Source organism: Candidatus Thiodiazotropha sp. CDECU1 (assembly GCF_963455295.1).
In the GTDB taxonomy this organism is placed as follows: domain Bacteria; phylum Pseudomonadota; class Gammaproteobacteria; order Chromatiales; family Chromatiaceae; genus Thiodiazotropha.
This window is the reverse complement of the sequence record NZ_OY734020.1, coordinates 2,605,347-2,617,887: the sequence shown is the minus strand read 5'-3', so window position 1 is coordinate 2,617,887 and position 12,541 is coordinate 2,605,347. Positions and strand designations below refer to the sequence as shown.

The following is a 12,541-nucleotide window of genomic DNA, read 5'->3' as shown; positions in this document are numbered from 1 at the left end:
ATGGATATCTATCTTATACTAGCATTTTTATTTATCGCGATCAGTGTCATGATCTGGGTTTTTCTCACATTCAGTGTGCATGGTTTTGAGCGTTATCAGGCAACATTTACAGAGCAGACTGAGAGTAAACTGGAAAATCTTTTCCTTTTCATTGACGCAAAAAGAGTTTTTATACTGAATGTAATTACATTACTTGTCCTGCCGGTTACTATCTATCTACTTACTCAATCTACGTTCTATGTAATCCTGTCAGTACTGGCATTGTTAATACTGCCGAAATTCTTTTTCCTACGACTTGAAGCTCAACGTAAGTTGAAATTCGTCCATGGATTGCCCGATGCATTAGCGCAAATAGCGAGCGGTATGAGTGCAGGCCAGACATTCACCTCGGCCATGGAAACCATGGTCAATGAAACAAGAGGGCCTATCAGTCAGGAATTTTCACTGGTCCTGCGTGAACAAAGATTAGGAAAATCACTCGCTGAGGCTTTGGATAATCTCGCAGAACGGGTTCAGGCAGAGGAGTTGGACCTGGTTGTTACAGCAACACAGATTGCCAATGAGGTTGGAGGGAATCTTTCAGAAATATTTCGCCGTCTGTCTGATACCTTGCGTCGCAAGATGGAGATGGAAGGGAAGATAAAGGCGCTGACATCCCAGGGAGTACTTCAGGGATGGGTGGTAGGGATGCTGCCATTTTTCATAATATTAGCCCTCTACTTTGTAGACAGGGAAAACATTTCACCGATTTTCTCGAACCTGCTTGGATGGATCTTTCTGGGCATCATATTCATCAATGAGTTTATTGGTGGGATGATGATTAGAAAAATAGTCAACATTGATATTTAAATAACATAATCAACATATATAGTAACTTTAAAAAATGGATTTATTCATCATAAGTTTGTTGATAGGTGGAATGCTTGCGTTGATCGTATGGAACACTTATCAGGTGTTTGCCATCGTTCCGGATGAGGATCGCTCTTATCTTGATCGTCCTCCGCTCGGTTTTAGACTCACCTGGCCATTGATCAATGCTTTTGTACATTATTTTAATGGATTTATCTCACAAAATTATCGCATTGTGACTTTGTTACGACTCAGAAAAGCAGGACTTGATTATATGCTCAGTCCTGATCAGTTTTTTGCGGGTAAGGTGATGGCCGCATTATTCGGTGCTGCATTCGTCTATTTGTTGCAAAGCATGTTAAATACTACAGCTTGGTATTTTATTTTCCTTGGGCTGTTAGCAGGATTTTATTATCCGGAATTGTGGTTGCGCGAGGCAACACAGGCACGTAGTAAAAGCATTTTCAGAGATCTCCCCTTCTATTTGGACGTAATTATTCTTGCCGTTGAAGCGGGTACCAACTTTACGGGTGGGCTGCAACAGGCGATAAGCAAAGCAACAGGCGGTCCTCTCAGGCAGGAGTTCAGCCGTGTTATTAGGGATATTCGTGCTGGTAAACCCAGGGCGGAGTCTTTGCGAGATCTGTCAGATAGGGTTGACAACGAAGCCATGAGGAGTGTTGTCAGTAGTATTATACAAGCTGAGAAAACAGGCTCCAGTCTAGGTCCGGTACTCAAGGCCCAGGCTGACCAGTTGCGCACAGCAAGATTTCAAAAGGCAGAGAAAATGGCAATGGAAGCACCAGTCAAGTTACTAGGTCCATTGGTCATGTTTATCTTCCCTAACACATTCCTGATCATCATATTTGTAATTCTCAGCAGTGCGATCCAGAAAGGTGTCTTGAACTGGCCAATTTTTAAACCACTGATCTGGGCATTCAACTGGCCTGGTTAACATATTATCAGCAATTATATTCACTCAAATGCAATAGAAAAATGAAACATAACCGATTAATCAATATCTCTCTTGTTGTTCTGCTCAGCTCCGCATTTTTTGGCTGTAACAACACTGATCAACTTGGGCCGGACACAACCGTGACTATTGCACCAACTGAACAAACCTGGTTTGTTTCAGACTTACTCGATTCGAATGGCAATTGTGTGGTATCTCAGGATTACTATCAGGATAATGTTTTTGTGATCACTGTCAGAGATTCCAACGGTAGCCCGATCGGAGAGGCGGATCTCGCAATTTACCTATCTCCATCAAACAGCACTTCGCCACCTCAACACAACAATGAATATATTTTCTATCTGTATGACGACCTCAATAATAATGGAGTAGTAGATCACCCTCAGGAACTGGTGAGCGGTACTGGTCAACCAATACTCTATGAGACCAAGACAGAGAGATACCATGGTACAAAACACATAATTGTAAGAACCAATACATCTTGTAGCGGCTACCTGGCAAGCTTAGAGGCGTTTGCGGGAGATGGTTTTTATTCTGTGAATATATCCACGGAAGCCATAGACGACGAACCCAGCGGCACTACTGACGAAGAGAATATAGAGTAATAAATATACAGTCACGAATGTAATCATGAAAATCATCGAGTTACAAAAACAGAGTATTGACAGCTTAGGGCCAACAGCGACCCCGAATTTTACTGTCCAGATGGCCGATAGTTATTTCACTCGTCTCAGAGGTTTAATGGGTAAAAAGAGTATGGAAGATACTGGGGGGTTACTGTTAAAAAGATGCTCCGCCGTGCATACCATTGGAATGCGTTACGCGTTGGATCTGGTTTTCATGGATAAATCAGGAAAAGTATTGAAATGCACAGAGGGAGTTAAGCCCTTTCGAACTGCATCGGCAAGAGGTGCATATTATACCCTTGAGTTGAATCAGGGCATGATTCAAAAGCAGGGCATAAAGGTCAATGATCGATTCGAATTACAAGTCGTGGATAAAGAGTGATCATGCGTAACAAAATAATATTAAGATTATTATTGGTATTGTCTCTATTTACAATATCAGCATGTAGTGGTGGAGGCACCAAGGTCAAAGCATTTTCTCGCTTGGAAATGGCAGACAGAGCCTATGCCCAGGGTAGGTGGGTTGAGGCGGAGCAGCACTATCATTCGATCACTCAAATCGCGTCCAACGACTTTTATGCCTGGTTTAGACTGGGCAATGCACGTTTGCACCAAGGCAACCTTGAAGCGGCAATTCACGCATACGAGTCGGCTATACAACGAGACCCCCGTCAACCAAAGCCACACCATAACTTAGGTGAGGCATATATGCTGCTTGCCCGACAGTCTCTGGAAAAAGCCTACAGCTTAGCAGAGAAAGAGAGTTACGAACGTGTAATCGTACAGGACAAGCTAAACAAGCTGCATGGGATCATCTACAAACCGGTCAGTGATCTGCCATCACCGGCCAAAGGATTGATCCGATACTGAACGCATCCGTATTGAACTAAATTATTCTTGGAGTCAGGGATGATCATCAAAGGGAACATGAAACTTTGGAACGGCTGCCAACGAGGCGCAGCGATGGTGGAACTCCTGGTTTCACTGCCGGCGCTACTGCTGATGGGCCTGGGCAGCCTGCAGACCGCGCTACTGTTCGACGCCAAGACCACGATCAACTACGCCACCTTCGAAGCGGCACGGGTTGGGGCTGTGGAGCATGCCCAGAGTGATGCCATGCGCGAGGAACTGGGCCTGCGTCTGGCTCCCCTGTTCGGTGGCGACGGCAGCGCGGAAAGGGCGGTTTCCGCGATCACCCGTTCCAGCCTTGATGTGCAGGACAGCCGCTTTACCGAGATTGATATCATCAACCCCACCATCGAGGCCTTCGACGAGTTCGGTCGCGATATCGTCAATCCCCGCAGCGGCGATGTTCACTTCGGTATCCCCAACAGCCACCTGCGCTGGCGTAGTACCGATGTAGGCGACAGTGGCGTCAACATCCAGGACGCCAATCTGCTGAAGATCAAGGTCACCTACGGCTACCAGCTCAAGGTGCCGTTGATGGACCGGGTGATTCCCGCGGTGATGCGGATTTTCGATCCGGAAAATATCAACTACTACAATTCACGGCGCCTGCCGATCACCTCGGTGGCGACAGTGCGTATGCAGTCGGACGCCTGGCGGGATGATAATAATGTGCATGTTGAAACCCCCGGCAGTGGCGGTACCCCGCCATCACCTGAGGATGATTCCGACACCGGCGGTACTCCCCCGAACGATGAAGATGGGCAGGGTGGTGATGACGAAGAAACAGATGATCCAGACTCCCCATCAACGGGGGATGGCCAAGATACCGAAGATGGTGACGGCAACGATGGTGATAATCTAACCCCCATCGCCGATGGTGATGACCAGGGCAATGACCCTTGCAATCGCAGTAACAACGATGGCGAAACTTCGAGTCCCACCGCGCAAAGCAATGGCATAGCCAGCACTCACGCCGGCAATCCTATCCATGTGGTCACTGGTAACAAATACCAGCAGGAAGTCGATCTATCGGCGCTACCCGGCTCCCTGGGTCTGCTTTTTGAGCGCCACTACAACAGCCACAGCAACTACAAAGGCCCCCTGGGTCATGGCTGGAGCCACAGCTACGATCTGAGCCTCCAGCCCGAAGGCGAAGGCTACCGCCTGCGCCAGAGCGACGGCCGGGTCATCCACTTCAGCCCCAGCGACACCCCAGAACATTACAACGCTCCGCGCATAAGCGACGGCTGGCTGCGGGTCAATGAGCAACAACTCACCTGGCACTGGCGCGACGGCCGGCAACTCCAGTTCAGCCCCCAAGGCCAACTACAACGTCTTGTCCTGGCCATCGGCCAGACCCTGCGCCTCTTCTACAACCCCCAGGGCGAACTCTTCCTGGTGCGCGATCCCCAGGGTCGCGAGTTGAGCCTGGACCACTACCCCAACGGCCGCCTCATGGCACTCTACGATCCCAGTGGTAAGGCAACCCGCTACCGCTACGATGCGGTGGGCAACCTGCACCAGGTCATCCGGGATGGCGGCGCCACGCGGATCTACCACTATGACGATCCCCACGACAACCATAATCTCACCGGCATCACCGACGAGCGGGGTATCCGTTACGCCAGCTGGGAATACGATGACCAGGACCGGGCTATCCTCAGCACCCATGCCGACCAGGTAGGCCAGGTCAGCCTCGACTTCAGCACCCCCGGCGAAACCCGAGTGACCGACAGCCAGGGCAAGGTCAGTACCTATATCACCGAGATCCGGGATGGCGTGGCCCTGGTTACCGCCATCCACGGCCCCGGCTGTTCCACCTGTGGCCCGGGCGATGTGAGCTACCGCTACAACGACAACCTGCAACTGATCGAGATTGCCACCAAGGATGGCATGACCAAGCACTATAGCTATGACGAACAGGGCCGCACCATCGAAGTCACCCGCGAAGTGGCAGGGGCACCCTCGCAAATGCTTGCGCGCTACGAATACGAATACGAAAACGAAACCGACCAGAAACCCAGTGCGGTGATCCGCCCCAGCGTGAATCCCCAGGGCGAACATCGCCTGGATAACCACTACAATCCCCAGGGCCAGCCCACCCAGCTTACCGAGAGCGGTTTCCGTCCCGAAATGGATGGCAGTTTTACGCCCATCCAGCGCACCACGAACCTTGAATACAACGAAAATGGTAACCTTATCGTCATCGATGGCCCGCGTGAGGATGTGGAAGACCAGATTCGGCTTAGCTACAACAGTCAGCAACGCCTGAGCCAACTCAAAACCCCAGACGGGCGCACCCTGCGGATCACCCAATACGATACCTATGGACGCCCGCAGCAAGTCCACAGCAGTGGCCAGGCCCCACTGACCCTTAGCTACGACAGCCGGGGCAAGGTCACCCAAGTCACCCAAGGCCAACAGACGGTAAGCTATAACTACGATGGTGTGGGGAATCTCACCGGTATCACCGATCCCGACGGCAAACAGGTTACCCTCGACTACGACGAGGCCGGCCGGGCCAGCGGCCTGGAAGATAGCCTCGGCAATCGCATCGAACAAGCCCTCGACACCGAAGGTCGCCTCACCCAACGTAGCCTAAAGAATGCCCAGGGCCAGCTCCTGGCCACCGTGAGTTACCTCTACGATGCCCAGGGCCGACTCAGCACGAGTCAGACCCCCCAGGGACAGATCCAATACACCTATGATGAAGCGGGCCGCCTGACTGAAGTCCAGGATCCCCAAGGTTATGCCACCGCCATGGATTACAATGGCCTCGGCCAACTCCTTGCGGTCACCCAGCCGGGTAATCGAGTCACCCAGCTTCACTATGATGAGAATGGTAAAGCCAGCGGTCTCACTGATCCCCGCCATAACACCACAGCACATCGCAAGGATGACTTTGGCAACCTCATCCAACAAAGTCACCCCGACACCGGTGAGGTACGCTATGCCTATGACAGCGCAGGTAACCGCATCCAAAAGACCGATGCCCAGAATGTTACAACCACCTATCGTTACGATGCCGCCAACCGCCTCATCGAGGAGACCACCCCGAGTGGCACCACCACCCTGGACTACGATTCCGCTACCGGTCGCCTGGCCCAACTCACCGATGCCAACAGCCACGAGGGTTTTGCCTACGACGACCAGGGTCGCCTGATCCAGCACAGCCGTCATATAGACGGCCATCGATTTATCACCGAATACGCCTACAATGAAGTGGGCAAACTCAGCCAGAAGACCCTGCCCGATGGTCAAACCCTAGGCTACCACTACTATCTGGCGGGGACACAAAAGGGACAACTCAGGGCTATCACGCGAAAAGCGCTGATGGGTTTCAGTGAGACCCCACTGGTGGGCGAGATCGACCAGGACGAAAGCGATGGCACTACGGGTCTCAGCTTTAGTAACGGGCTCAAAGAGATTAGACAGCATGACAAGCTGGGCCGTGTTACCGCGATCGATCACAGTAAACAACTCAAATTGCAGTACCAATATGACGAGCAGGGCAGAATCACCGGTATCGACACCGACGGCATGCTGCAAAACTACGACTATGATCTGTTCGGACGACTAACCCAGGCCGAGACCCAGCTGGGTAGCTATCGCTACGCCTACGACAGCTTGGGCAATCGCACACTCAAACAACACACCGACCCAGATGGTAATACCAATACTCAGCAAAACCAATACCCCGACCCGGGCGAAGGCAACCGGTTGCTGAGCCAAGACAAGGGCGTGTCCAAGGAGTACCGATACAATCCTACAGGCAGTCCCGAGCAGATCGGTGAGCGTCTGTATGAATACGATGCCCATCAACGACCCGTGAGACTCTACCGGGTTGATCCCAATGATCCGGAAAACAAGACCCTGGTGGCAGCCTACACCTACAACCGCTTTGGTGAGCGAATCAAGAAGGTCGTGTATACGAATACACAACACCCCAAGGTCACCTACTACCTGTATGACGGGCATCAGCTGACAGCAGAGGCAGATGAAAGCGGTAAAGTTACTGCGCAATATCTCTATCATCAGCAACGGCCTATCCTCAAGCTGGAGGGCAAGACAGCTTATGCGATCCATACTGACCATCTGGGTGCGCCGAGAGCGGTGACTAATGAAGCGCAGCAAAGCGTCTGGTCGGCAGTCTACAGTCCGTTTGGGTTGATCAGCATTGAACAGCAACAGATCACGTTGAATATCAGGTTCCCTGGGCAATATGAAGACAAGGAGAGCGGGACCTATTACAACTACCAGCGTGACTACGATCCACATATGGGAAGATACCTGACCAGTGATCCGATTGGTCTGAAGGGTGGGTTGAATACCTATGCCTATGTGGGTGGGAACCCCTTGAATACCATTGACCCACTGGGACTCTACTGGGAGATGGTCAACGGTATCCCACAATGGATTCCGGATGGTCCAGATGGCTCAACGGAGCCGGTTAATATATTTGATCTCTATCCCATGCCTGGAACCCCAGAGATAGATGCCGGCGAACTGACTGACTATCTATCAACCCTCGATAGAGAGGAGTATGGGGATAGGTTAATCGATGATTTTGCCTCCACAGGTGCGCCTGCGATCTGCATCGAGGATGTTAATGTACCGGAAGCGTTCCAGTTGGGACTCGGTAATCTCAGAGGTGGCACAGGACTTCCAGGTATCATCTATGGCGACACCATTGATGGCATTCTGGCGGAATATACTGATCAGCCATTTAATATGGGCAGTATTCATGGTTGGGTGAGAAGCGGCAATCAACTGCAACTCCACTACCCTGGTCTGAGTGAGGACCAAGTAGATGTAGTCGGTATAGCGATCGGCCATCTCCCGACCTACGACGGCCAGCGCATGCATATCGCCATTCCGGCGGGCGCTACTGATGAGCAGATTGCAGAAGAGCTTATGATGTCTTTGGGTAGCCTGCTCACCCACGAAGATCTGGCTGCCTTACTTGCCAATCTGCCACAGGATCGTAACGAACCATTACTGGTAGATATCTATGAGCTCTACCAGGAGATTTTGGCACGTTATCAGACACGACTGCACAGTGACGAGCGGGTCTGGCATACAGAAATCGATGCCAACAGGAATCAAGAGGCACTCAACGCACATATTCAGGAGTATGGTGGTACGCTTGATTGCAGTGGCCGAGTTCAGACAACAGATCCTGCTGTATGTCAACGCCGAATGATACTCGAGCGAGATGCCGAAGAGGCAATGGAACGCTACATCGACGCTCTACAAACGATCAATAATGAAATGATCGATAACGGCATGATGCCGTTGATGGATGAGCAGATGAGCAACCAGTCGCAGGCCCGTGAAATGTTTGCGGCAGCGACTGTGGCAACAGTGGGAATGTTTGTACCATTGACGCTTCAGGATGCTGCGATTGACGCATTGACATTGGGTCTTGGGCGTGTTCGACGGGTGGGTGAAGCGCTTGAGGATATGTTGAGAGTGGTCAGGGGTGCTGGTCACGCTGCGTTAAATCGCGTGAGGCATATCACAGATGAAACATATGAGCGTGTTTGGAGAACAAGGTCTAATAATTTTTATGAACCTAGGGCATGGCGTGAGAATTATGAAAACTTTTATGGAGGCAACGTAACATCAACTACTATTCCACCGTATAGTGCACCGAGAGTCAGCTTGGCTGGACAAAGACATCCAGCAACTGGTATTGTGTATGACAATCGAGGATTTCCAATTTTTGATGATGTGGCATTTTATGATACTCGATTAAATATCAATGAGTTCAGAAGTGTCAGCTATCAGTCACAAATGAGAATGGCTACACGTGACTTAAGAGATCAGCTTAATAATAATCCTCAATTACGTTCAAGGTTTGAACCTGATCAACTCCAAGCTATTCAATCTGGCCAAGCTAATATCCCAAGGCTTACATGGCATCATCATCAAGACACAGGACGAATGCAACTAATTGATCGAGATATACATAGAAGGACAGGTCATGTGGGTGGTGAAGCTATATCAGGTGGTTTGTAGTGACCAGGTCATATAGACTGACTAAGGGTAATAGTGAAGATATTGGATTTGCTTCAACCTGCCTGGTTGCCAACGCAATCTCCTTTTCAGAGTTCAAGGAGTGGATATATTATGTCATTCAACACACGGAAAATGTGCCAACTTATCTCTTTGAGATTTTAGATATCGATGAAAAATATGACTACACCTTAAAGCGGCAATCAGTCATTGGTTTTACTCCCAGTTGGGAAGGCACGAATCAAGAAGAGAATGCGCTTGATGGAATTGCCTACAAACGTAATCTCAATCATAAAAGTGACTCTGTTAACAGAGAGGATGCATTGAAGGCCTTGGAAGAACAATCCCACATTGAAAAGCACTTTAGAGAGATGTTTCCATTCATTAAATGGTGAGACGAAGCGAATATGTGGAAATACAGGGAATATAATGAAGACACCAATTCCTAAATACCCCTCCTACCGACGGGCAAAGAATCTATAAGACTGCCATAAGATCTAGTCAAAAATATCAGCGAAATACAGTGTGATTAAGTGAAAAATCGACAGATTTACGGATTTGACTAGGTGCTTACTGAGTGATTTCTCGGTTTCACACACAACTAACCCTCCGGATGGAGATACAGAGGAGATACTAGACACCCATCCCTAAATATCCCTCCTTCCGACGGGTAAAGAATCAATATGACGCCATAAGATCTAGTCAGAAATAACTGCGAAAGAAAGTGTGATTAAGTGAAAATCGACACGTCTACGGGTTTGACCAGGTGTTTGCTGGGTGATTTCTCAGTATCAGGCACAACAACTCCTCAGCATGCGCTGATTGCTTTATCTGTTTGCAGTTTGAAAGAATAAGCTAACTGAGTAACTGCACCACGGCACCCAGATTAGGCGTTCGTCGAAACTCCAGTTTGCGACAGGCCGCCTTCAGCGCATGACTTGCACCCACCAGTCCTTTGAAGCGACTCTCGAAATGCTGCGTCATATAGAGCCAATGCTTGGGATCGACCTGTAATCGTTCAAGAGCAGGAGGTTGATGATCAGGAATGTAACCCCGTTTATTTTCCAGGATGGCGTGCCCCGTCCAATCGACCAGTTCAAGATAGTCTTTAAGACGAAAGGATAGTCCCTTGGGCATATCCTGGCGTGGGTAACCGGCAAAAGGTAACAGACCGCTAGGCGTGGTGGGTTCATCAGCACTGCCTGGGTCCTGCTTGAAATGATGGGAACGCTCTTTGATAGACGTATACTCAGACTGCTCAGATGTCTCTGCCAATCCAGCCCGCACCGGATTGAGATCCACATAGGCCATACAGGCCGCGAGGGCCTTCTCATCCAACAGCGCCTGGGATTTATACCTTCCCTCCCAATAGCGCCCCGTACAACCATCTTCCTTATTGGCTTGGCGGGCAATCGGTTCATTGATACAGCGCATAAACCAGCTGATATCGTGAAGCCGGATACGCCATTTAGTCAGCAGTTCAGAAACCGTATCGCGCTCTGCTTGCGTGATGGGCTCTTTACCCAGATAGCGTTGGACAACCATCGGGAGCGAAAAGAGGCGCTCCCAGCGCTCGATCACCTCATGCTCGCTCCACCCGGTAGCAAGCTGAGTATCGACATGGAGAATGACGTGGTAATGGTTATGGAGTACGGCATAAGAACAGATATCTATCGCAAAGATATCGGCCAGTAACTTCATGCGATCGACGATCCACTGGCGTCGGTGTTCGTAGCTTTTGCCAGTAAGGGTGTCCACGCCGCAGAGAAAGGCGTGGCGTACACAGCGGGAGACGCAATGATAGTAGGGTGTTTCTTCCAGTAGAACCAGGGCTTTCCTTGGCTTGGGCATCGTATCACTCCTTGATAGCTGGTGATGGATAGAGATTGCTAGATTTAAACAATTTTGGCAAATTGTCGATGGGTGTCCGGTTTGTTTGCTTTAACGGTTGGTGGCCAAGTTCAGGTGGATGTGGAAGATCCTTTGGTTACACATGGTCACATACCACTCCGTTCCACACCACCGCCCAGTCCTACAACACCTGGTCACATGCCACCATAATACTGGACGTGAAAATGATACCATGCTTGCTCCGTAGAATTGAGTTGATCAAAGTCTGTCTTTTGTTGCTGCTATTGGCAACATCGGGGTGTATTGTGAAAGTCGATTTAAAATTGCCGGAACGGGAAGAGCTTAAAGCAATTGAAATAATTTCCATAGGTCATGATTCTTCATACCATGGAATTATTCGTTCTAAATCGGATGAGACTATTAAAGTTATTTCTGAACTATCATTGATCGATCGGATTTATAATTTTATAGATAAAGGTATGGGAGTATGGAAGCGAACAGGTGAATGGCTTAACCAAGAGCCCAAGCATGCTGTTAGGTTTGAGGGTAATAGCGAGACAGTTATGATGCTATGGTTTGGCCAGAATCAGATAAGTATTCTAACAAGACCGATAACTCCAAAAAATCCTGTTATTATCTTTAATTCGGGAAAACAATCTGTAACAGAATTGAGAAAGATGTTCGGACTATGACTGTAGAGCACCAAATTACCATCGTATTTTTTCCCAATTTAACGGTCGTAGGAAATTGAGATAAGTAAAGGGGTCACTGAACCTCCCTTATATTTTCGATCAGGAAATCGATGTGGATCGCACGAGTTATCTGGACAAAGATAAAAAATATACAATTACGTTCGGGGCGAAGGACATCCTTACCGGCGCATCGAGTGACCAGAAGAAAACAAATACAAGTCTGATATCTGTCATAAAAAAACAGGGAGAGTTAACAAGATGCACATAAATAACCTAACAAAGGTGCAGGGAGTTGTACTCGCCTTTATCGCTTTGACGGTTTAGGCAGAGGTCATTGATATAGAACCAGTGGAATTGCCAGAGCATCTCGAGACGCACAAATATTCAGTGGTTCAGTTTACCAGTCCAGACAAGAGATGCGGTGATTGCGCCGGTGCGGATAAGGCCTTAGCCTGTTTTGAAAAACAGTGAATTAGTGATACTCAATGAAGTATTGTATATCCGATAATTGGATATAGGGACAGATCGTACTTTACAGTGTCTATATGCAGGATACGTGAGTTTCAGGGAATCTTTTTAACCGCTAAACAGGGCTATCAGAATTTACCTGAGAGTAATCTAAA

The 12,541-nt window shown here is 49.1% G+C and carries 9 protein-coding genes; 8 read left to right on the top strand and 1 reads right to left on the bottom strand.

The genetic code is table 11. The features are described 5' to 3' along the window. The 7 genes from R2K28_RS11890 (at position 1) to R2K28_RS11860 (ending at position 9,770) form a co-directional block, all read left to right on the top strand. Positions 1-849, top strand: coding sequence for a type II secretion system F family protein (locus R2K28_RS11890; protein ID WP_316364559.1), 849 nt, complete (start codon positions 1-3; stop codon positions 847-849). Between the two features lie 34 nt (positions 850-883). Continuing rightward, the gene (locus R2K28_RS11885) at positions 884-1,804 is read left to right on the top strand and encodes a type II secretion system F family protein (protein ID WP_316364557.1); all 921 of its coding nucleotides are present in this window, start codon (positions 884-886) and stop codon (positions 1,802-1,804) included. 41 nt (positions 1,805-1,845) lie between these two features. Then, positions 1,846-2,427 carry a hypothetical protein gene (locus tag R2K28_RS11880; RefSeq protein WP_316364556.1) on the top strand — a complete coding sequence of 194 codons (582 nt, stop codon included), beginning with the start codon at positions 1,846-1,848 and terminating at the stop codon, positions 2,425-2,427. Positions 2,428-2,452: 25 nt separating this feature from the next. Continuing rightward, positions 2,453-2,830 carry a DUF192 domain-containing protein gene (locus R2K28_RS11875; RefSeq protein ID WP_316364553.1) on the top strand — a complete coding sequence of 126 codons (378 nt, stop codon included), beginning with the start codon at positions 2,453-2,455 and terminating at the stop codon, positions 2,828-2,830. Positions 2,831-2,937: 107 nt separating this feature from the next. Beyond that, on the top strand, positions 2,938-3,318 hold the full coding sequence (locus R2K28_RS11870; RefSeq protein ID WP_316364551.1) for a tetratricopeptide repeat protein: 381 nt from the start codon (positions 2,938-2,940) through the stop codon (positions 3,316-3,318). 39 nt (positions 3,319-3,357) lie between these two features. Then, positions 3,358-9,378: an RHS repeat-associated core domain-containing protein gene (locus R2K28_RS11865; protein WP_316364548.1), complete on the top strand. Its 6,021-nt coding sequence runs from the start codon at positions 3,358-3,360 to the stop codon at positions 9,376-9,378. Beyond that, the gene (locus tag R2K28_RS11860; RefSeq protein WP_316364545.1) at positions 9,378-9,770 is read left to right on the top strand and encodes a hypothetical protein; all 393 of its coding nucleotides are present in this window, start codon (positions 9,378-9,380) and stop codon (positions 9,768-9,770) included. The genes R2K28_RS11865 and R2K28_RS11860 overlap by 1 nt, the downstream gene beginning before the upstream one ends. Positions 9,771-10,230: 460 nt before the next feature. Here the strand turns inward: R2K28_RS11860 and R2K28_RS11855 are convergent, their stop codons facing one another. Then, positions 10,231-11,226 (bottom strand): transposase, encoded by a 996-nt coding sequence (locus R2K28_RS11855; RefSeq protein ID WP_316364543.1) that lies wholly within the window; start codon positions 11,224-11,226, stop codon positions 10,231-10,233. A 305-nt stretch (positions 11,227-11,531) separates the two neighbouring features. Here R2K28_RS11855 and R2K28_RS11850 point away from each other — a divergent pair, with 305 nt between their 5' ends. Continuing rightward, complete coding sequence (locus tag R2K28_RS11850; RefSeq protein WP_316364541.1) at positions 11,532-11,918, top strand: hypothetical protein; 387 nt, start codon at positions 11,532-11,534, stop codon at positions 11,916-11,918. Positions 11,919-12,541: the final 623 nt, after the last annotated feature.

Coding starts and splice junctions, on each gene's coding strand:
- R2K28_RS11875 (WP_316364553.1), top strand. CDS start 2,453: ATGAAAATCATCGAGTTACAAAAACAGAGTATTGACAGCTTAGGGCCA.
- R2K28_RS11855 (WP_316364543.1), bottom strand. CDS start 11,226: ATGCCCAAGCCAAGGAAAGCCCTGGTTCTACTGGAAGAAACACCCTAC.
- R2K28_RS11880 (WP_316364556.1), top strand. CDS start 1,846: ATGAAACATAACCGATTAATCAATATCTCTCTTGTTGTTCTGCTCAGC.
- R2K28_RS11885 (WP_316364557.1), top strand. CDS start 884: ATGGATTTATTCATCATAAGTTTGTTGATAGGTGGAATGCTTGCGTTG.
- R2K28_RS11870 (WP_316364551.1), top strand. CDS start 2,938: ATGGCAGACAGAGCCTATGCCCAGGGTAGGTGGGTTGAGGCGGAGCAG.
- R2K28_RS11890 (WP_316364559.1), top strand. CDS start 1: ATGGATATCTATCTTATACTAGCATTTTTATTTATCGCGATCAGTGTC.
- R2K28_RS11865 (WP_316364548.1), top strand. CDS start 3,358: ATGATCATCAAAGGGAACATGAAACTTTGGAACGGCTGCCAACGAGGC.